16 protein-coding genes are annotated in these 21570 nt (G+C 69.0%); 4 read left to right on the top strand and 12 right to left on the bottom strand.

Going from position 1 to position 21570, the window contains the following annotated elements; translation table 11 throughout:
• Positions 1-239: 239 nt before the first annotated feature.
• On the top strand, positions 240-827 hold the full coding sequence (locus OV427_RS42795; protein WP_267862002.1) for a YdeI/OmpD-associated family protein: 588 nt from the start codon (positions 240-242) through the stop codon (positions 825-827).
• A gap of 37 nt (positions 828-864) precedes the next feature.
• On the opposite strand, the gene OV427_RS42790 is transcribed toward OV427_RS42795, so the two are convergent.
• The 5 genes from OV427_RS42790 to OV427_RS42770 form a co-directional block, all read right to left on the bottom strand.
• Positions 865-1224, bottom strand: a complete 360-nt coding sequence (locus OV427_RS42790) for a hypothetical protein (RefSeq protein WP_267862001.1) — start codon at positions 1222-1224, stop codon at positions 865-867.
• 153 nt (positions 1225-1377) lie between these two features.
• Positions 1378-1890, bottom strand: coding sequence for a hypothetical protein (locus OV427_RS42785; RefSeq protein WP_267862000.1), 513 nt, complete (start codon positions 1888-1890; stop codon positions 1378-1380).
• A 109-nt stretch (positions 1891-1999) separates the two neighbouring features.
• Positions 2000-3334: an amidohydrolase gene (locus tag OV427_RS42780; protein WP_267861999.1), complete on the bottom strand. Its 1335-nt coding sequence runs from the start codon at positions 3332-3334 to the stop codon at positions 2000-2002.
• An 89-nt stretch (positions 3335-3423) separates the two neighbouring features.
• Positions 3424-3894, bottom strand: a complete 471-nt coding sequence (locus OV427_RS42775) for an HPP family protein (RefSeq protein ID WP_267861998.1) — start codon at positions 3892-3894, stop codon at positions 3424-3426.
• Positions 3891-4160: a hypothetical protein gene (locus OV427_RS42770; protein ID WP_267861997.1), complete on the bottom strand. Its 270-nt coding sequence runs from the start codon at positions 4158-4160 to the stop codon at positions 3891-3893. Before OV427_RS42770 ends, OV427_RS42775 begins: the two co-directional genes overlap by 4 nt.
• 136 nt (positions 4161-4296) lie before the next feature.
• Here OV427_RS42770 and OV427_RS42765 point away from each other — a divergent pair, with 136 nt between their 5' ends.
• Positions 4297-10458 carry a CARDB domain-containing protein gene (locus OV427_RS42765; RefSeq protein WP_267861996.1) on the top strand — a complete coding sequence of 2054 codons (6162 nt, stop codon included), beginning with the start codon at positions 4297-4299 and terminating at the stop codon, positions 10456-10458.
• A 196-nt stretch (positions 10459-10654) separates the two neighbouring features.
• Here OV427_RS42765 and OV427_RS42760 read toward each other — a convergent pair whose 3' ends face one another.
• The 5 genes from OV427_RS42760 to OV427_RS42740 form a co-directional block, all read right to left on the bottom strand.
• The gene (locus tag OV427_RS42760) at positions 10655-12058 is read right to left on the bottom strand and encodes a peptide MFS transporter (protein ID WP_267861995.1); all 1404 of its coding nucleotides are present in this window, start codon (positions 12056-12058) and stop codon (positions 10655-10657) included.
• A 142-nt stretch (positions 12059-12200) separates the two neighbouring features.
• Complete coding sequence (locus tag OV427_RS42755) at positions 12201-13511, bottom strand: DUF1501 domain-containing protein (protein WP_267861994.1); 1311 nt, start codon at positions 13509-13511, stop codon at positions 12201-12203.
• The gene (locus OV427_RS42750) at positions 13508-13780 is read right to left on the bottom strand and encodes a hypothetical protein (RefSeq protein ID WP_267861993.1); all 273 of its coding nucleotides are present in this window, start codon (positions 13778-13780) and stop codon (positions 13508-13510) included. Before OV427_RS42750 ends, OV427_RS42755 begins: the two co-directional genes overlap by 4 nt.
• 12 nt (positions 13781-13792) lie before the next feature.
• Positions 13793-14842 (bottom strand): hypothetical protein, encoded by a 1050-nt coding sequence (locus OV427_RS42745; RefSeq protein WP_267861992.1) that lies wholly within the window; start codon positions 14840-14842, stop codon positions 13793-13795.
• The gene (locus tag OV427_RS42740) at positions 14842-16653 is read right to left on the bottom strand and encodes a DUF1549 domain-containing protein (RefSeq protein ID WP_267861991.1); all 1812 of its coding nucleotides are present in this window, start codon (positions 16651-16653) and stop codon (positions 14842-14844) included. Before OV427_RS42740 ends, OV427_RS42745 begins: the two co-directional genes overlap by 1 nt.
• A gap of 206 nt (positions 16654-16859) precedes the next feature.
• Between OV427_RS42740 and OV427_RS42735 the strand changes: the two genes are divergently transcribed.
• On the top strand, positions 16860-18188 hold the full coding sequence (locus tag OV427_RS42735) for a hypothetical protein (protein ID WP_267861990.1): 1329 nt from the start codon (positions 16860-16862) through the stop codon (positions 18186-18188).
• Positions 18189-18200: 12 nt separating this feature from the next.
• Here OV427_RS42735 and OV427_RS42730 read toward each other — a convergent pair whose 3' ends face one another.
• A complete protein-coding gene (locus OV427_RS42730) occupies positions 18201-19010 on the bottom strand; it encodes an SDR family oxidoreductase (protein ID WP_267861989.1) in 810 nt (269 codons plus the stop codon).
• A gap of 238 nt (positions 19011-19248) precedes the next feature.
• Entirely contained in the window at positions 19249-19854 is a 606-nt protein-coding gene (locus tag OV427_RS42725; protein ID WP_267861988.1) for a hypothetical protein, read from the bottom strand.
• A 376-nt stretch (positions 19855-20230) separates the two neighbouring features.
• Here OV427_RS42725 and OV427_RS42720 point away from each other — a divergent pair, with 376 nt between their 5' ends.
• Entirely contained in the window at positions 20231-21532 is a 1302-nt protein-coding gene (locus OV427_RS42720) for a hemopexin repeat-containing protein (RefSeq protein WP_267861987.1), read from the top strand.
• Positions 21533-21570 lie beyond the last annotated feature (38 nt).

Genomic DNA, 21570 nt, shown 5'->3' with positions numbered 1-21570 from the left:
CCGCCGCTCAGAGCGCGGAGAAGATGTCGCCGAACACGAGGGCGCGCTTCAAACGCGACTCATTTTGTAACTTTGGGGAGGAGATGATCACCGGGTCGCGAGCAAGATGCGGCCAGGGCACGAGAGACCCATGACCTTCTTGCGCGGAATGAGCACCCTCCTCCTCTGGTCGGACGACCCACGGGCGGCGACCCGCTTCATGTTCAAGCATCACTCCCTCGACGTCCTCGGAGCCCGCCATGGCGCGCGCTGAGCGAGGGGCCGTCGACGAGGCCCCGGTGAGGGCGTTTCGCGGCGCGGCGCGGTTCGAGGCGTGGCTCGAGGAGAACGGCGGCGCTCGCGCTGGGGTCTGGCTGAAGCTCGCCAAGAAAGGGACGGGCATCGCCTCGCTGACGGACGACGAAGCAGTGGACGTGGGGCTCTGCTTCGGCTGGATATCCGGCCAGCGGAAGTCACTCGACGAGCGCTTCTATCTCCAGAAGTACGTGCCGCGCCGGCCGCGCAGCCGTTGGTCCCGCGTGAATGTGCGGAAGGTCGAGGCGTTGCTCGCCGCGGGCAGGATGCGACCGGCGGGGCTCGCCGAGGTCGAGGCCGCCAAGGCCGATGGGCGCTGGGCCGCGGCCTACGAGTCGCAGCGAAACGCCACGGTCCCCAGCGACCTGGCGGCCGCGTTGTCCGCGAATCCCCGGGCCGCGCGTGCCTTCGAGGCGCTCGGCAAGACGCGGCGATACGCGCTCATCCTGGAGGTCGTGACGGCGCGCACCGCGACAGGTCGTGCGAATCAGTTGCGCCGCATCGTCGACTCGCTCGAGTCCAAGGGGCCGTGAGGCCTTCAGCGTGCGCGGCAACCGCCTGCGCACGTCGTCAATCCGGAGTCGCGCACGAGGTGCACGCGTCCTCGATGAGCTTCCAGGCGCCACACGTCGTCTGTTCCGTGGCGACGTAGTAGGTGCAGCAGCGCTCGTAACGGGCGGTTCGGATGCCCGGCTTCGCGCCGAGGCGGGTGGTGCAACCTCCGCAGGCGGTGAGCACGTCCGTCCTGCTCTGGAGGGTCCCGGTGTAGTTGCCGTAGGAGCTGGGACACGACGGCGACGCGCCGATGTCCTGGGAGATCTGCTCCGTGGAGATGGGAGCCTCGCCTTCTTCCGGGAGCTCGCTCGGGCCGCAGGAGATGACCACGAGGGACAGGGCGGCTGCGATCACGACGTTCGTCTTCCAGTTCATGCGCGATCCTTGGGGGTGACCCGGACGGAGATGAATTCACGCCGGGTGAATCTGGAATCATGCATGTCGTGACAGGGGGGAGTCCACCTCAGCCCTTCTTCACGCTGTCCAGGAAGGCCGGGAAGCTCTTGGAGAAGCGCGGCGGAGAACACGTCAGTTCGCCTCGGACGCATGGCTCGTGGCCAGCCAGCGCTTGCCGTCGTAGCGGTAGAACCAGGTGTTGTTGCCCTCCCCCCAGTCGACCAGCGCGTCCCGCTTCGTGGCCGGCACGCCGTCACGACCGGTCTTCTTGTGCGGGCGGTAGAGCTGGAAGCAGCTCATCATGCGGGGAAGCGACTGGACCTCCCGCACGAGCCCCTTCTTCGTGAAGACGATGCGCACGGGAGCGGCGCCATTGCACGCCGAGTAGCCGGGGCCCAGGAATGCGTAGTCCGGATTGCCGTCGCGGTCGAAGTCGCCCTGGATGCAGGGCACGCCGCTCGTACGGATGACCTGCGCGTCCAGGCCGATTTCCTTCAGCGCCGCCTCCGCCGAGCCCACGCTCCCCACGCACATGCACCGCAGCTCCTTCTCCGGGTCACAGCTCGCCGGCTGGTAGGCGAGCGCCACGGGCCGCGGTGCCTCTGGAGTGCTCAGGGCCACCAGCGGAAGAGTCCAGCTCAGCATCCAGCGCATCCCCATCACGTGTCGTAACCTCCAATGCCTCTCGGCAGATGGCGAGAGGTAGCCGCGTATACAGGACGGAACTCGAGAAATCCTACTGTCCTGGTAGCGGCTACGGCTTGTAGACCTGGATGCGAGCCTCGGGGACACGACGCGCCAGGTGCTCCATGTGGCGGGCCACCTCGGCGAGGACGCGGGCCTTGTCGAGGGTGAGGAGGCGGCGGTCCCGCATGATGACGCGGCCGTCGACCATCACCGTCCGCACATCGCTGGCGCGAGCGCTGTAGACCAACCCGGCGGCGAGGTTGTGGGGCGGCTGCCAGTGCGCGCCGCTCGTATCCACGAGGATGATGTCGGCCAGGAAGCCGGGGGCGAGCTGGCCGAGCCGGTCGCCCATTCCAAGCACGGCCGCGCTGCCGCGCGTGGCGATGTCGAGGGCCTCGGGAATGGGGAGCACCTCGGGGTTGCGCGCGTCGTGCTTCTGCAGCATGGCCATGAGGCGGAGGCTCTCGAGGATGTCGAGCGTGTTGTTGCTGACGGCTCCGTCGGTGGCGAGGCCCACGGGGATGCCGGCCCTGCGCAGCGCGGGGATGGGAGTCAGGCCCATGGCCAGCTTGAGGTAGGTCTTCGGCGCGTGCGCGATGCCCACATGGTCGCGGTAGCGGCTCAGGCGCTCGATGTCCTCGGGCATGAGGCCGCAGCCGTGGGCGATGATGGTGGGGACGCTGAGCACGCCCGTCTCATCGAGAACCTGGATGGGCGTCATGTTCCGCCGCTCCAGGCTGGCGCGGGTCTGGTTCATGTCCTCGGCGGCGTGGATGTGGATGCCGAGGCCCAGCCGTTTCGCGTGCTCCACGGAGGCACGCAGGAAGTCGTCATCGCAGGTGTACGGGGCGTGCGGCGCCATGCAGGTGGTGATGCGACCGTCGGCGCCGCCGTTCCAACGCTGGGCGAAGTCGGCGCTCTCCTCGAGCGCCTTGTGTCCCCTGCTGCCGAACACGGCCCAGCCCAGGTGGGCGCGGGTGCCGACGTCCTGGACGGCCCGAGCCGCCTGATCCATGAAGAAGTAGTGGTCGGCGACGGTGGTGACGCCGCCCTCGATCATCTCGATGAGGCCCAGCTGCATGCCCCAGTACACGGCCTCCTCGGAGAGGTTGCTCTCGAGGGGCCAGATGAACTCGTTGAACCAGCGCTCGATGGGGACGTCCTCGGCGAGGCCGCGGAAGAGCACCATGGGCACGTGGGAGTGGGTGTTGATGAGGCCGGGCATGGCGAGCTGCTGGTGGGCCTCGATGATGTCGAGGTCGGGCTCGGGGGCCTGGCCGGTGGGGCGGATGGCGGTGATGCGGTTGCCCCGGACGACGATGTCCTGGTTGCGCGCGAGGGTGGGCTCACCGCGCTCACCGGGCACGAGCGCGTGACAGTTGCGGAAGAGGGTGTTCGTCATCGGGGCTCGTGGGGCTCGAGGAGGAAGGAGACAGACAATGAACAGCACCTCGGCGTGCGCTGTCCATGCGCCCCTCCAGGCCTGCCGCACTACCTGACGGTGCTCAGCCCCTCGGGCGCGGCGAGCCACCGCAGCACGTCCAGCGTGGACACGATACCCACGAGCTCCCCCGCTGGGGACCGCACGGGCACACGGTGCACGCCATAGGAGGACATCAGCGCGGCGGCCTCGCGCACCAGGGCGGTCTCCGGCAGGGACATGGCCTGCTGGGTCATCAGGTCGCACACGCGAGGGCGCGGGCCGAACTCACCCTCGGTGAGGGCCTCCAGGCGCTCCTCGAGCAGGTCCGCGCGAGAAAGCATGCCGATGGGCCGGCGCTGCGCGTCCACCACGGGCAGGCCACTGATGCCGTGCTCCACGAGCAGCCGCAGCGCGACCTCCGCGGGGTCGTCCGGGCCCACGCACACCACCGGGTGGGACATCACCTCGGTGAGCGGCGCGAGCATGCGCCGCAGCAACTCCTCCGGAGGCATGCTGGCCCATGAGGCCGCCTGCTTCATGACCTCGCCTCCACCTGCGCGGCGCGGCGCCCTTCGCGGGCACCCTCCAGGCCCTGGATCCACCCGATCACGACCTCCAGTCTCCGCACGGGCTGCACCTCTCTTCCTGGCTCACGCAGAATCTGCGCGGGGCGCACCAGGCCCCGGCTCTCGTGTTCCAGCAGTGCAACGCCCTTGCCACCTGCGCGCAGGCCCACGGCGAAGCGCAACCCCGCGCTCATCAGCGCCAGCCGTTGGGTTCCTCGCGTGCCGCGCCGGGGGGACACCCCGGGCCCTCCCCTGCTCGCCCGCATGGGCCTGGGGCCGCGACTCATACCCGGAGAAACCTACTCATTCCGCTTTCGCGGGCAATCCAGCAGACTTGTAGGGCTGCAGTAGAGACAGCCCAGGGAGCAGACACGCATGAGACGAAACATCGGACGAACGGTGGCCGGCGCACTCGCGCTGGCCTCCGTGGCTGTGGGGTGTAACTCGGGAGATTCCTCCACGGACGCTCTGAAGGAAGCGAAGCAGGGGCTGGGAGGACCTGACTTCGTGGTGACGGCGCTGAGCGGCCCCACCAGCACGACGCCGGGCAGCTTCTTCAACGCGACGGTGACGGTCTGCAACCGGGGCGACACGGGAGGCGGAACGGAGGTGGCGCTGGTGCTGTCGGATGACAGCAACCTGTCCATCGCCACGGACTTCTGGGGCGGGAACGAGTACCTGGGCTACCTGCCTCCCGGAGCGTGCGACACGCGCACCGTCTCGGTGAGCCCCGCGCCGTCGGAAGGCGCGTGGTACCTGGGGGCGCTCGCCGACCCCTACGACATCGAGTTCGAGTCCGACGAGAGCAACAACTCGCGGCTCAGCGGGCCCATGGGCGTGGGCTACGGGCCGGACTTCCTCGTCACCGCCGTGGAGGGCCCCACCAGCGTGCAGTCCGGCCAGAGCCTCGCGGCGCGGGTGACGGTCTGCAACCAGGGCACCACCCCGGGTTCCTCCCAGGTGGAGCTGTACCTGTCCGCCGATGAATTCATCCAGCCCTCCGGCGGACCGGGGCCGCAGGAGGACATGCTCGTGGGCGGAGCCCCCTCCGACATGCTCTTCCCGGGCCAGTGCGCCACCGTCCCCGTCCAGGGCCAGGCCTACCTGCCTCCCCCGGGCACCGAGGGCGCCTACCACCTGGGCGCGGTGGTGGACCCGCAGCACGTGCAGGACGAGCTCATCGAGGACAACAACACCTCGTCCGGCTACCGCATCGGCGTGGGCCTCGCTCCCGACTTCGTCATCACCTCCGTCACCGGCCCCACCAGCGTCCAGGACGGCCAGCCGATCACCGCGCAGGTGACGGTCTGCAACCAGGGCACCACCTCCGGTGACTCCCAGGTGGAGCTCTACCTGTCCGAGGATGGCTACATCCAGCCCAACACCGGGCCGGGGCCGATGGAGGACTCCTTCGTCGGCAGCATCCCCACCGGCTGGCTCTTCCAGGGCCGGTGCGCCACCGTCTCCATCCAGGGCCAGGCCTGGCTGCCTCCCCAGGGCCTCCAGGGTGCCTACCACCTGGGTGCCGTGGTGGACCCGTCCAACAACCTCCAGGAGCTCATCGAGGACAACAACTCCTCCTCCGGCTACCGCATCGGCGTGGGTAGCGCCCCCGACTTCGTCATCACCTCCGTCACCGGCCCCACCAGCGTCCAGAACGCCCAGTCCCTCACCGCGCAGGTGACGGTCTGCAACCAGGGCACCTCCCCCGGTGACGCCCAGGTGGAGCTCTACCTGTCCGCCGACGCCACCATCCGGACCAACACCGGGCCGGGGCCGATGGAGGACTCCTTCGTCGGCAGCATCCCCACGGGCTGGCTCTTCCAGGGCCGGTGCGTCACCGTCTCCATCCAGGGCTGGGCCAACCTGCCTCCCCCGGGCACCGAGGGCGCCTATCACCTGGGCGCCGTGGTGGACCCGTCCAACAACCTCCAGGAGCTCATCGAGGACAACAACTCCTCCTCCGGCTACCGCATCGGCGTGGGCAGCTGGCCCGACTTCGTCATCACCTCCGTCACCGGCCCCACCAGCGTCCAGGACGGCCAGCCCCTCACCGCGCAGGTGACGGTCTGCAACCAGGGCACCCAGTCCGGTGAGGCCCTGGTGGAGCTCTACCTGTCCACCGACGCCACCATCCGGCCCAACACCGGGCCGGGGCCGATGGAGGACTCCTTCGTCGGCGGCATCCCCTCGGGCTGGCTCTACCAGGGCCAATGCGCCACCGTCCCCGTCCAGGGCTGGGCCTACCTGCCTCCCCCAGGCCTCCAGGGTGCCTACCACCTGGGCGCCGTGGTGGACCCGTCCAACAACCGCCTGGAGCTCATCGAGGACAACAACTCCTCCTCCGGCTACCGCATCGGCGTGGGCAGCTGGCCCGACTTCGTCATCACCTCCGTCACCGGCCCCACCAGCGTCCAGGACGGCCAGCCCCTCACCGCGCAGGTGACGGTCTGCAACCAGGGCACCCAGTCCGGTGAGGCCCTGGTGGAGCTCTACCTGTCCACCGACGCCACCATCCGGCCCAACACCGGGCCGGGGCCGATGGAGGACTCCTTCGTCGGCGGCATCCCCTCGGGCTGGCTCTACCAGGGCCAATGCGCCACCGTCCCCATCCAGGGCTCAGCCTACCTGCCTCCCCCGGCCTTCCAGGGTGCCTACCACCTGGGCGCCGTGGTGGACCCGTCCAACAACCGCCAGGAGCTCATCGAGGACAACAACGCCTCGTCCGGCTACCGCATCGGCGTGGGCAGCGCTCCCGACTTCGTCATCACCTCCGTCACCGGTCCCACCAGCGTCCAGGACGGCCAGTCCCTCACCGCGCAGGTGACGGTCTGCAACCAGGGCACCCAGTCCGGTGACGCCCTGGTGGAGCTCTACCTGTCCACCGACGCCACCATCCGGCCCAACACCGGGCCGGGGCCGATGGAGGACTCCTTCGTCGGCGGCATCCCCTCGGGCTGGCTCTACCAGGGCCAATGCGCCACCGTCCCCGTCCAGGGCTGGGCCTACCTGCCTCCCCCAGGCCTCCAGGGTGCCTACCACCTGGGCGCCGTGGTGGACCCCACCAACAACCGCCAGGAACTCATCGAGGACAACAACGCCTCGTCCGGCTACCGCATCGGCGTGGGCAGTGCTCCCGACTTCGTCATCACCTCCGTCACCGGCCCCACCAGCGTCCAGGACGGTCAGCCCCTCACCGCGCAGGTGACGGTCTGCAACCACGGCACCCAACCGGATAGCTCCTTCGTGGAGATCTACCTGTCCGCTGACGCCACCATCCGGACCAACACCGGGCCGGGGCCGATGGAGGACTCCTACGTAGGTGGCGCCTCCACTGACATGCTGTTCCCGGGCCGGTGCGCTACCGTCCCCGTCCAGGGCTGGGCCTACCTGCCGCCCCCGGGCCTCCAGGGTGCCTACCACCTGGGCGCCGTGGCGGACCCGTCCAACAACCGCCAGGAGCTCATCGAGGACAACAACTCCTCCTCCGGCTACCGCATCGGCGTGGGCAACGCTCCCGACTTCGTCGTCACCAGCGTAAAGGGCCCCACCAGCGCCCAGGACGGCCAGTTCCTCACCGCACAGGTGACGGTCTGCAACCAGGGCACCTCCTCCGGTGACGCCCAGGTGGAGCTCTACCTGTCCACCGACGCCACCATCCGGCCCAACACCGGGCCGGGGCCGATAGAGGACGCCTTCGTCGGCAGCATCCCCACGGGCTGGCTCATGCAGGGCCAGTGCGCCACCGTGCAGGTGACGGGCCCGGCCTACCCGCCTCCTCCGGGCCTCCAGGGCGCCTACCACCTGGGCGCCGTGGTGGACCCGTCCAACAACCGCCAGGAGCTCATCGAGGACAACAACTCCTCCTCCGGCTACCGCATCGGCGTGGGCAACGCTCCCGACTTCGTCATCACCTCCGTCACCGGGCCCACCAGCGTCCAGGACGCCCAGTCCCTCACCGCGCAGGTGACGGTCTGCAACCACGGCACCCAGTCCGGTGACGCCATGGTGGAGCTCTACCTGTCCGCCGACAGCGTCATCCGGACCAACACCGGGCCGGGGCCGATGGAGGACTCCTTCGTCGGCAGCATCCCCTCGGGCTGGCTCATGCAGGGCCAGTGCGCCACCGTCTCCATCCAGGGCTCGGCATACCTGCCGCCTCCGGGACTCCAGGGTGCCTACCACCTGGGTGCCGTGGTGGACCCGTACAACAACCACCAGGAGCTCATCGAGGACAACAACGCCTCGTCCGGCTACCGCATCGGCGTGGGTAACGCTCCCGACTTCGTCATCACCTCCGTCACCGGCCCCACCAGCGTCCAGGACGGCCAGCCCCTCACCGCTCAGGTGACGGTCTGCAACCACGGCACCCAGCCGGATAGCTCCTTCGTGGAGCTCTACCTGTCCGCCAACGCCACCATCCGGCCCAACACCGGGCCGGGGCCAATGGAGGACTCCTTCGTAGGTGGCTCCCCCACGGACATGCTCTTCCCGGGCCGGTGCGCCACCGTCCCCGTCCAGGGCTGGGCCTACCTGCCGCCTCCGGGCCTCCAGGGTGCCTACCACCTGGGCGCCGTGGTGGACCCGTCCAACAACCGCCAGGAGCTCATCGAGGACAACAACACCTCGTCCGGCTACCGCATCGGCGTGGGCAACGCGCCCGACTTCGTCATCACCTCCATCACCGGGCCCACCAGCGTCCAGGACGGCCAGTCCCTCACCGCACAGGTGACGGTCTGCAACCAGGGCACCCAGTCCGGTGACTCCCAGGTGGAGCTCTACCTGTCCACCGACGCCACCATCCGGACCAACACCGGGCCGGGGCCGATGGAGGACTCCTTCGTGGGCAACATGCCCACGGGCTGGCTCTACCCGGGCCAGTGCGCCACCGTCCCCATCCAGGGCTCGGCCTACCTGCCGCCTCCGGGCCTCCAGGGTGCCTACCACCTGGGCGCCGTGGTGGACCCGACCAACAACCGCGTGGAGCTCATCGAGGACAACAACGCCTCCTCCGGCTACCGCATCGGCGTGGGCAACGCTCCCGACTTCGTCGTCACCAGCGTAAAGGGCCCCACCAGCGTCCAGGACGGCCAGTCCCTCACCGCACAGGTGACGGTCTGCAACCAGGGCACCACCTCCGGTGACTCCCAGGTGGAGCTCTACCTGTCCGCTGACGCCACCATCCGGACCAACACCGGGCCGGGACCGATGGAGGACGCCTTCGTGGGCAACGTCCCCACGGGCTGGCTCATGCAGGGTCAGTGCGCCACCGTGCAGGTGACGGGCCCGGCCTGGCTGCCGCCCCCGGGCCTCCAGGGTGCCTACCACCTGGGCGCCGTGGTGGACCCGTCCAACAACCGCCTGGAGCTCATCGAGGACAACAACGCTTCCTCCGGCTACCGCATCGGCGTGGGCAACCGGCCCGACTTCGTCATCACCTCCGTCACCGGCCCCTACAGCGTCAAGCCCAACACCTCCTTCAGCGCGAGCGTCGTCTTCTGCAACCGTGGCCAGCAGAGCGGCACCGTGGACGTGGACCTGTACCTGTCCGCGGACAGCGTCATCCGGCCGCCAGAGGCCCCGCTGCCGCCCGAGGACTTCTTTCTGGGCACGGTGCCGGGGGTGACGCTCACCGCCGGCCAGTGCGTCAGCAGGAGCGTGAGCGCCATATCGCCCGGGGTGATGGACGGTGCGTACTCCCTGGGGGCGGTGGCGGACCCCCGCAACAACTCCCTGGAGCTCATCGAGGACAACAACCTCCTCACGGGCAACCGCATTGGAGTGGGCAACCTGCCGGACTTCGTCGTCACGGCCGTCACCGGGCCGTACAGCGTCAGGCAGGGCAACACGTTCAGCACCAGCGTCACCGTGTGCAACCGGGGTCAGCAGAGCGGCACCGCGGACGTGGACCTGTATCTGTCCTCGGACAACACCATCCGCCCGCCGGTGCCCTACCTGCCGATCGAGGACACCTACCTGGGCACGGTGACGGGCATCTCGCTCAACGTGGGTGCCTGCGCGAGCAGGACGCTGACCGTGACGGCGCCGGGAGGGCCGGACGGAGCCTGGTTCCTGGGCGCGGTGGTGGACCCCGCCGGCAGCCGCGCGGAGCTCATCGAGGACAACAACACCCTGGCGGCCAGCCGCATCGGCGTGGGCAACAAGCCGGACCTGGTCATCACCTCGGTGACCTCGGCCTCCAGCGTGCGGCAGGGGGCGGCGTTCACCGTCAGCTTCACGGTGTGCAACCGGGGGCAGGCCGCGGCCGTCACGGACGTGGACCTCTTCTTCTCCTCGGACAACGTCATCCGCCCGCCGGTGGCGCCGCTGCCGCCCGAGGACTTCCTTCTGGGCACGGTGACGGGGGTGTCGCTCAACGCGGGCCAGTGCGTCACCCGCTCCCGCTCGGTGAACGCCTACGCGCCCACCACCGGCTCCTGGTACGTGGGCGCCGCGGCGGACACGTACGGCGCCGTCTCCGAGTTCCTCGAGGACAACAACTCCCTGGCGGGCACGCTCGTCTCCGTCACGCCCTGACGGACAGTTAGCCTCGCCGGCCACGGCCCGGCCCGCGGCGTCCCTCGCTCAGGGACGCCGCGCGCGCCGGGCCGCATTGTTTCCGGTCCCGTGGCTGCCGCTCCGGGCGGACTCGTCCCGCTGGGGCTGGGGATGTCTTGGCTCGCGACTCATGAGCCGGTAATCGAGGGAAGCGAGTGCCCTGACGCCTGCTGCTTCATGGCGCCGGGTGGGCTGGACCCGGCTCTGGGGCTACAGGGGAAGGGCTCGTGGCGGTGGTTGCGTCGCGCAGCCACCGCTGGAGTACGGGGGCGAGGGCGAGCAGGAGTGCGCCCCCCGCCACCGTGGCGACGCCCGTGAAGAGCAACAGGTCGAGGCTTTCCGAGCCGCGGGCGAGGATGGCTACCAGCATGTTGGCCACCACGGGCAACAGGAACCAGATGCCCACCGTCAGGGACGGGAAGCGCGCCGGAGCCAGCCGGGTCACCATCGACAGGGCTATCGGTGAAATGCACAGCTCCGCCAGGGTGACGAACAGGTGCGTCATGAGGAGCCACGCCACGGACGCCTGGCCCGACAGTTGGTGTTCCTTCCACGCGCCGAACATGAAGGCGAAGCCCAGCGCCATGAGGAGGAAGCCCAACCCCATCTTGACTGGAGGACTCGGGGCCCTGCCGCGTGCCGCCAGCACGTTCCACAGCACCACGAGCAGGGGCGCCAGCAGAAGGATGAACCCGAAGCCCGATTTCTCGAACATGCCCGCTGAGGCTTCCACGCCGAACAAGGTCCAGCTGATCGTCGGCGTCCGGTTGATCGGTCCGCTGGACAATTCGAAACACGTCCAGAACACGAGCACGAACACTCCAAGGATGGCGATGATGCCAGACCGGCCCCGGCTCTCGTGAGTGAGGCCGCGGCTTCCGCTCCCGCTCGAGGCCGGTGATGCTGTCAATGACACGGAATCCGGCCTCGACGGCATCACCCGTCCGACCGGAGCCTTCAGGAAGGTCACCAGTCCCAGGAGCATGAATGCACCCGCGGCGCCGAAGCCCCAATGCCAGCCCAGGACCTCGCCCACGATGCCACAGACGAATGATCCCAGGACGGCGCCGATTCTGACCCCCAGATAGTAGAGGGTGAAGCCACCGTCCCGTTGCGTTGCCCCCTCCGGGTACAGTTCCCCGAGGAGGACGGGCATGCTCGGTTTGAAGAAACCACTGCCGAGGATGAGCGAGCCCAGGCCCAGGTAGACCGCGGGCTCCGCGGGCAGCGCCAGCAGCAGGTAGCCCACCAGCATCATCATGCCCCCCAGGACGACCGCCTTGCGGGGTCCGAGCAACCAGTCCGCGAGGATGCCACCAGGAATGGGCAGCAGGGACACGAGGAGGGTGAAGATGCCGTAGAACGAGAGCGCGTCCCCGGTGGACCAGCCAAGCCCTCCCTGCGTCTTGACCGTCAGGAAGAGGACCAGGAGCCCACGCATGCCGTAGTAGGCCGCGCGCTCCCACATTTCGGCGAGGCAGAGCCGGTACAGCCCCGGAGGTTTTCCGGCGTGGGCCCGCGCCTGCTCCACCATTCCATGGGTGTACTCACTGGCCATCTTCGGCACCTCTCGCGTCAACCAGCGGGCTCATGGAAGACGCGGCTTGGGTGGGGTCGAGCGACTCGACCTGGCATTTCAGGGATTGCGATAGTACCCGCTCCGTGAGTGAGAGGGAATCGCCCGCCCAGACCCGCCCCTGCACAGGTGAAGACGTCCAAAGCTACGCCTTCCGAAGTCCCACCACCTCGCCGTAGCCGCCGGGGATGAAGAATTCGTGTGTGTCCATGCCCATGATTCGCAGCGCGGTGGTGACGGCATCCGCGGACCTGGGCACGCGCTTCGAGGGCTGGCCATTCTCCTCGACGATGTCCACCGGGACTCCGAGCCCGCGCGTCGTGTACGAGCCCACCTGCCGATTCCCAGCCACGTTTCCACCCGCGAAGCAGACCGAGGTGTAGGGGTGGTGGTCATCCGGCAGGGAGTAGGTGCCGTCGCTTCCGCGGGAGGCCCAGCTCCGGCCGAACTCGCTCATCACCAGCACCAGCGTGTCGTCGAGCAGCGTCTTGCCCGGCTTGCCGGGCGCGGGCGAGGCCTTGAGCTCTCCCAGGAAGCGCGCGACGCAGTCCATCAGCCCGCGGCCATGCGCGCAGCTATAGCCATGGCCATGGCCGTTGTGGGTGTCGAAGTCCAGCTGCAGCGACACATGCACCGAGGTGCACAGGTCCGACTTGAGCAGGCGCAGCGCCATGTCCATCCGCGGGTCGAGCCCGGTGAGGTGGAAGTTCGCCAGGCCGAACGTGTACGTGAAGGTCTCGTTCAGGTAGCTCGACAGGTACGCGGGACGGTTCGTCTTCAGCGCGTCGATGCCCTTGGTGCCCTCCAGCAGGGACACGACATCCGTCGCCAGCACGCGGGAGACGGACGACAGCGAGCCGTGCAGGCCCTCCAGGTAGTTGTCCACCTTCGCCGTCGAGCGGCCCAGGAACTGCTGGGCGCGCGAGAGCGAGAAGCGCTCCACCGTCGTCGTCTTCAGGTTGCTCCCGGTGGGCTGGCCGCGCGCGTTCAATTCGGGCCCCTCGGTGCGCGCATCCAGCCCCGTCCACCAGGCGTTGTCCGAGGGCTTCGCGGACAACATCGGCTTGAGCGCCTCGATGGAGGGCACACGAACGGGCGAGGCGTGGGAGGGCAACCCCATACCCACCGGTGTGCCCCGGTCTCCGGAGACGACCACGAACGGCAGCGGCCGGCTCTCGCGGTGCTTCTCATACAGGTGGTTCGCGATGACCGAGTGGACGGCGGGCGCCCGGTAGTCCGCACCGGCGACACCGCACATCGCGGAGATGAAGGCGCTCGCGTGGTCATTGGTGCCCTGGTCCACGCCGTGCAACACGCTCAACTGCTCATGCAGCGCGAAGTGCGTGAAGCCATACATGAGCGGGCTGTAGCTGCCACGCGCGGCAGGGTCCTGGGGATTCCACGACTGCCAGGTCCGCAGCGGCTTGTAGGCGCCGCTCGCGGGCGCGAGGTTCACCACCTTGCTCGCGTCGAAGAAGACGGGCTCGCCGTTGTAGCCGGCGGCGCCGGGACGCAGAGCGGAATGTCCGCGTCCTCCAGCGGGGTGAAGTAGTAATTCGGCCGGTAGCCCCCCGGGATGTAGAGCACCACGAGCCGGGAGGGGGCATCCGAGGAGACCGCGGCGCGCGCGGTGCCGGAGCCGAGGAGCCCCGCGCGTTCGAGGAGCGCGAACTGCCCTGCTCCGAGGGCCCACTTGAGCAGCGTGCGTCGAGAGGTGTTCGGCATGGGGTCCTCGGCTCAGTAGGTAATCCACAGCGGGTGACGGATGAGCGCCGCGCAGACGCCAATCCAGCCCAGGCGCGTGCTCTGCGCCTCGAGCGGGAGGTAGACCTGCTCGTACAGCGCCTTCGCTTCCGCGTCCGGGGGCGGCTGTCCGAGCATGCGCAGGTAGAGGTAGCGCAGGTTCTTCTGCACCGCGTCCGGGTTCTTGGTGGAGGTGTCGGCGAGCGCCACGTAGCGCAGCACCGCCTTGTTGCTCGCCTTGTCCACCGCGCGCGCGCACCAGGCCTGCGACATCTGCACCAGCGCCTGCGCGGCGGAGGGGCCGAAGCTCACGTCCTTCTTGCGGTACAGGAGCGAGTTGCCCCCGCCCAGCGCCTCGAAGCGCTCGACGGTGCGCGGGTCGGAGACGTACTCGCCGGAGATGCCGGGCGACCAGTCACCGGGCCACACGAAGAACTTGTTCCAGTTCACCACGTACGCCCGGTTGCGCCAGTTGGGGTCGCTGGTGCTGACGAAGTCCTCGAGCGCCAGCCCGAGCTGGTCCATCAGGACCACCACCATCTCCTCGGCGGACAGCCGGCGGACGCGGAACTCCTCGGGCGACGGTGCCTCCAGTTGCTCGGGCGGAGCCGGCAGGTCGCGAATCCACGCCTCCACCTGCGCGACAGTCAGCGTGACGCGGCCGCTGGCGACGAGCTCGTCATAGCGCTGGCCCGGCGGCATCTGGGCATAGCTTCCGGGGGCCACGCCCTTGAGCATCTGGACCAGCAGGCTGTTCCCCGGGTCCCCCCGCTTCACGTACCGCTCGTTGTAGACGAGCCCGCTCTCGAACGCGGTGAGCGAGGCGAAGAAGGGCTTGTTGCCGGTGAGGTGGCAGCCTTCGCACGCGGGCGCGAGCGCGAGCCGTATCTCGTCGTTCCGGCCCGCCGCCGCGCAGTCCACGCCGCCGTCCGGGTTGCCAGCCGCGTCATTGATGCGGGCCGTGGCCTGCTCCGTACAGGCCGCCAGGGAGATTGTGAGCGAGGCCAGCACGGCCGCCTTCAGCAACGGACGCAACGTGCGCATCACAGGCCCCTCCGCAGCTCGGGCTGCTCGAAGAGATATTGGAGGAAGGGCCGGAGCTTGCGCTCCCTCGCGACGAACTCCCTCGCGAGCTTGTCGATGAAGCCCTTCTCCGTGGCGGGGTTCAGCTCCCGTCCGACGAACATCGCGTAGAGCCTGCGCGCGGCGCAGCGGTCGAACTCGCCGGAGCGGACGAGGAGCTTGCCGAAGCCGAGCGGGCCCATGGTGCCGTCGCCGTGCTCACCGAGCAGCGTGTACGACTCAGGCATCGTGTCGAGCAGCACCGCCTCCGGATTGGCCTTGAGCTGCTCGGGGGTGACCGGCGTCAGCACGGTGTTGGGCAGGAAGGCGTTCTTCCAGCGGAAGCCCGGCGCGGTGCCGATGTGCGGATACTGCCCGGACAGCCACTCCTTCGTGACGCGATAGCTGCCCATGCCCGGGATGAAGGGCCACGGGACGTAGTAGCTCGGGGTCGGGGTGAAGTCCCACCGCTTGAAGGAGATGGCCGCGGGGTCCAGCGTCTTGTGGCAGTGCAGGCAGGTGCCGCCTGTCGCCGGGTCGACTTCGTACGGAGGGAAGTGCACGTCCGCGGGAGGCGGCGAGAAGCTCTGGCAGGCGAACATCTCCAGGAAGCGCGCGGCCCGGACGCGCTCGCGCGGGAATGAGGACAGCGCGCCCATCATGGTGAGCACCCCGGCGGCCGGAATGCCCCTGGGCGCCTCGGTCGTGGTGCGCGGGTCGAAGCGGTAGGTGCGGTCGATGCTGCCGGAGCGCGCCCGGTCACTGGTGAGCGCGAGGTGGAAGGGCTCCAGGTCTTCCACCACGAACTCGCGCCACGCCTGCGGGTCGTTCGGCGCGGGGTGCAGCGGGTCGCGAGCGGCGTTGCCCGCGTTCGGGCGCCACCACGTGGTGTTCGCGTCCAGCGCGTTGCTGCCCATCTGCCGGCCGAAGCGCACGTACAGCGCGCGCAGCCAGTTGGTTCCGACCGAGTAGTTGCCCAGCACGAGGTCCGAGAGGGGCCGGTCGTGCCACGCGAGGTGCGCGAACAGGCGCGCGGGTTCCTCGTAGGGGTGGCGGCGCTGGACGTTGAGGTCGTGGGTGCTCCCGCCGCCCAGGCCGGAGAGCGGCGAGCACCACACCAGGTTCGGTCCGCAGCCACACCCCCTGGGCAGCGCGGGGTCGTAGTAGCCACCACCCGCGACGCCGCAGTCGGACACCTTGCCAGTCTGGGAATCGACGACCTGCGTCAGGTTGGAGCCGGCCTTGCCCAGCACCTCCACGGTGGTTCCCGGAGCCCACCAGGGCTCGACGGTGTGCACCTCGGGCACGGCGGAGGCGCCGCTGGCATCCTTGTCCGAGCACTGCTGGCCCGGGTCCGAGGCGAACTCGTTCACGTGGTAGTACGCGTTGGGATGCAGGCTGTTGGCGGGGCACCTGAACAGGTGGCCGGACATGTCGCCCTGGTACGCGTCGCCTTGAGCGCCGGTGGTGTACGCCCCCACCGCGAGCCACTCGTGTCCGAAGCGCAGCATCCGCTCGTAGAACTTCGGCGAGGCGAGCACCTCGTCGAGCGTCGAGCGCAGGAGCGAGGCCCGGGCCTCCGGCGTGGCCGCGGCCACCACCGCCTCGTACTGCTCGACGGTCGGCGTGGTCCCCGTGAGCCCGAGCACGATGCGCCGCAGGAGCCGCGTGTCGCTCATCCGGTCATCGAGCGGCTCGACGGGAGGGGGCTCGGGAGTGCATTGCTGGGCGTGCGCGTCGGCCCCGGTGAGCCCGGACATCGCGAACAGCACGGCCAGAGCCGCGCTCTTCAAGTGCAGGTGCCAGTGCATACATGAAACACTATCATCAATCACTGCACCCGTGCCCGAGGGATTTTGTATGTCATTCCGTGAGAATGCGGGGTGGACTCTCCTCTACACCTCCCTCCTCCGCTCCTGCTTGGGGAACGGCTCGAAGATGGCGTCCAGTCGCGGGACTCGTGATAGAAACTCCGCGAGCAGGAACGCCGCGAGACCTCATGTCATCCACACCATCGTCCGCACCGGTAGAGGGCGTGGCACCGCTCGAAGCCCCTCTTCCCCCCCCTTCGCGGAACGCTCCCGGGGGTACACCGGCCGGTGACGCGCCGTGGGCCCATTACGTCCTCCTGTCGGCGCTGGGAGCAGTCCTGGGCTTCACCCTGCTCAAGGGGCTGGTGACGGAGCCGCATGACTGGGCCATCAGCCAGCACCTGCTCAACTACGCTCACGGCTTCGTCAAGCGGGGGCTTCCCGGCACGCTGTTGCTGCCCTTCTTCGCGGGGAAGGACGGCGCCGTCGTCCGGCAGATCATCATCGGCGTGTCCTTCGCGGCCATTGTGTTGTTCACCCTCGGGACCGCGTCCGCCACGCGAGCGCTGGTGGCTGGCCGGGGTGCGGGCAGGACACCGGGGCGGGATGACGTGGCCGTGGCCTTCCTCTTCGCCTCCTCGGCCTTCGTCTGGCACACGGGCATGTGTCTGGGGTACTACGACAGCCTCCTCGCGGTGCTGTCACTGCTCGCGGTGCGAGACGGGCGGCTGTCCCTGGCCCGGTTCGTTCCCATCGCCGCCGTGGCGATGCTCGTCCATGAGGCGGCCTCGGTGGTGCTGGTGCCCGTGCTCCTGCTGGCCGCGCTGGACCCGGGCCGCCCGGGGTTGGCGGTGGACCGGCGCATGGCGGTGCGGCTGCTGGCCGTGCTCGGGGCGCTGGCGGTCCTGGCGCTCTGCATCTTCACGTCCCGCCCTACCGACGCACTGCATGCGAGCATGCTTCAGTGGGGCGCCACCCCGCCACGCTGGGTGGACATCGTCAACGAGCTGCTGAAGTGGTCGCTCCCGCAGTTGCTGCAACGCATCTCCGAGCACCAGGACCTGCCGCAAATCTACGCCCGGGGCCTGATCTCCTTCCTGCCCACCACCTTCCTGATGATGGCACTCGGGGTGGCGCGACTGTGGCGCTCGGGGCTGGAGCAACGGGCGCGGTGGACGTGGGCCGCGGTGTACGCCGTCGCCTCGTGCAGCTCGCTTGCGCTGGTGCTGATTGCCTTCGACTTCTCGCGGCTGTTCTCGCTCACCCACCTGCAGGCCTTCCTCGCGTATGCAGTCCTCCGGAGCCAGTTGGAGCGCCGGCCCGGCACGGCTCCGCTGCCGGTGCGAGAGGCCGGGTGGGGCCTGCCCGCGCTCGCGGCGCTGCTGGTGGTGGCCAACCTGCTCATGCCCGCGCGCTTCACCTTCATGGAGCCCATGCCCCGCTTCCTGCCGGCCGGCGTCGAGCCCTGGCTCGTGGACCCGCTCGGCTTGCTCGGAGACAGGCTGCTGCGGCGGTAGGTCGCGAATCGTCTAGCGCCGCCGGTCCTGCATGGTCCGTGCGGCGATGCGGTCCACCACGCCCGGGGCCACCAGCTTGAGGAACTGGGCTACGCGGGCCTTGGTGGTCATCACCACCTCGCGCTCGCGCCGCTCCATGGCGCGCAGGATGATGGCCACGCAGGTGCCCACGTCCATGTTGCCCGTGCTCTCGTCGTGCTTGCTCTGCCGCAGGGGCTGACCGTCCGCGCCCAGCGCGCTGGCGCGGATGTCGGTGGCGACGAAGCCAGGGCATACCACCGTCACGTCCACGCCGGTGCCGCGCAGCTCGATGCGCAGCGAGTCGAAGAAGCCGTGCATGGCGTGCTTGCTGCCCGCATAGCCGCTGCGCCCGGGCACCCCCGTCTTGCCCGTGAGCGACGAGACGGCCACCACGAGCCCTCGCCGGGCCTTGAGGTGAGGAAGGGCGTGGTAGGTGCAGTACACCGCGCCCAGATAGTTGATGCGCATCAGCCGCTCGAAGAGGGAGAGGTCCTTCACCTCGTCCACGCGCGCATCCATCGTCAGGCCCGCGTTGTTGACGAGCACGTCGATGCCGCCGAAGGCCTCCACCGCGCGGTCCACCATGCGGCGGCAGTCCTCCGCGTCGCCCACGTCCGTGGGAACCACCACCGCGCGCCCGCCCGCCGACTCGCACCGGGCTTTCACCCGCTGGAGCGCCTCTTCGTTGCGCGACGCCAGCACCAGGTTGGCGCCGCGTCCGGCCAGCACCACCGCCAGCGCCTCGCCAATGCCCGCCGAGGCGCCCGTGACCACCACTGTCTTTCCTTGCATGGCGCGCATTCTTGCCGCCGGTGCCTGGCACGTCGAGCGCCTCGATGCGAGCACATCGAACAGTGGCAGGACATCCCGCTGTCGATCCTCCGGCTTCCGAAGTGTGTCCCTTCCCGTTACGGAAATCGGCCAACTTGTAACGTGGGGCGCTACTGGCCGCCGCCTCGCGAATGGCGTCGATGTCGGACGAGCGCGCCGTGCTGCCCACCGGGTCGCTCGAACGACCCGGTGGGATGCGGCACGGCTGCTACCTGCAGGTGTTCTCGGGAATGACCACGACGTCGACCATGCTCTCGGGGAACACGACCTCGCCGGAGCTGATGTCCACGAAGACCCGCGCGAGATGCTGATCCGTGGCGACCAGGACCTCGTAGTTGACGCCCGTCGCTTCTTCCATGGCGTAGAACACGGGGGTCACTCCGACGACCTCACCGCGCCCTTCCAGCTTCTCCTCGACCGCTCGGCGCGCATACGTCGCGGCCCCCTCCTTCCACCTCGCGGGCAGGGTGCCGACCAGGTCATCACAAATCATGCAGTGGTACTGGTAGGTCTTTCCGCCATCCGTGGTCCACACGCTGACCTTGCCACCAGAGTTCGCGTAAGAGATGGCACTGCGACCGCGTGCCTGCCATTCCCCGGCGCAGCGCGACTGTGCGGAGAGCCGTGCCATGATCGCCTCGTCGGTGACGCTGCTGCCCTGGTTATCGTGTTGGATGGTTTTGATATCCATCACACCGCTGGACCAGACCTTGTAGGCAGTGCAGTCCTTGACCGGAGGGGCCGCCAGTGCCGCCAGACCGCTGAGAAGACCAACGACGGTGAGGGACGCGCCCAGCGACTTCATGGTGCTCATACGTGACTCCTTGTGGGGGAAAGTGGCAACGGGGTCGTTGCCAAGGGGCTCGCATATCCAAGCAAGCGAAGTGCCAGTCCCCACGCCCTGCGCCTGTGACGGGGAGGCATTTCATGTGTCATGAAAAATTCCACAGGAACGCGGTGGCTTCGAGATGCCACTGCCGGCCCTGTCCAAGTCGATGCCCTGGAAGGACGGTCCGGATTCCTCGCGGAGCAGGTGGGGGCGCCGGGAGTGGCCAGTTGGCGTGTCTGTGAATTCAATTCCTGTCATGCGCCCGAGGACGCGGGAGCCACGCTCCCGTGTTCCGCGGATCTGTGCGGCCATCGGGGAACAAACGGCGCCAGGAGCGTTCCTCCCTTGGAGGAGCCCCACCATGTCTACATCCGTCCGTCTCGCCCGCCTGATCGCGCTCGCCGCCCTGCTCTCTTCGCCCACCTCGACGCTCGCGTTCACCGGCGACAACCACAAGGAGCTCACCGCGGCCGCGTTCCGCGTCCTCGCCGATCCGCAGACGGTCGCCGAGCTGCGAGCGGCCTCGGTCATCGGTGATAGCAAGGCCTACGAGCCGCTGGCGCCCGGCATCCCCTGGTACCTGTCCGCGGCACACTTCGACAACTGCGCCTGGAGCGAGGGCTCGACCTGGATCAAGGACCACCGCAAGGCCGCGGTGAGCGCCGCCATCGCTTATGACGCCAATCCGACCGCGGCCCTGCGCGCCGAGGTGTTCGGCAACTTCGGCTTCGTGCTGCACGCGACCGAGGACTTCTATGCACACTCGCACTGGGTCGAGAGCCACTCCTGGGGGACACTGGCGAACCTGGACGGCGCCGAGCCGGCCGGTTGGTTCAGCGGCACGTACCCCGATGACCTGCCGAAGAAGTGTCCGGCCGGCGTCCCCCACCACGACGTCCTGAACAAGGACTCCGCGTCGCGCGCCGGTTTCGACGAGGCCTACGCCGACGCGATCCTCGCCATACAGGACCAACTGGACCGCTTCGTCGCCGAGCTACGCGCCGCCGCCCCGGCGCGCGCCGACGCGATCCTGGCGCGCCTCGGCCTGCGCCGGCAGGCACAGGTGATCTCCGAGGCGCTGGCCTGGCCGACGGGGAAGGTCTACTTCTTCCAGGGTGGCGCGTACTCGCGCTACGACCTTGTCACCGACCACGTGGACCCCGGCTACCCGCGCGACACGGCCACGAGCTGGACCGGGCTCGGCGACCTCGGCGGCGTCATCGACGCGGCGCTGATCGCTCCCGGCGGCGCCGATGCCTACTTCTTCCGCGGCATGCGCTACTGCCGCTACGACGTCGCCGCGGACCGCGTCGACGATGGCTACCCGCTCGACATCGGCACGTACTGGCACGGGCTGTGGGGCTCGGGCCTCGATGCCGCGGTCCTGTGGCCGGACGGCAGGATCTACTTCTTCCGCGGCCCGCTCTACGAACGCTATGACTTCGAGGACGACCAGGTCGACAACGGCTACCCGCTGCCAATCGTCGGCCCGTGGCGGGGCCTCGAGCCGTTCTCCGACGGCATCGACGCGGTCTTCGTGACGCCGAACGGGCAGAAGGCGTACTTCTTCCGAGGCGACTACTACATCCGCTACGACGTCGCGCTCGACCGCGCCGATCCCGGGTACCCGTTGCGCATCGAGGACTACTGGCACGGGCTGTGAGCCGCGCAACCCCTGCACCTCCGTGTCCCAGCCTTTCC

This window comes from Pyxidicoccus sp. MSG2, assembly GCF_026626705.1.
In the GTDB taxonomy this organism is placed as follows: Bacteria; Myxococcota; Myxococcia; order Myxococcales; family Myxococcaceae; genus Myxococcus.
This window is presented reverse-complemented; position numbering and strand designations above follow the sequence as displayed.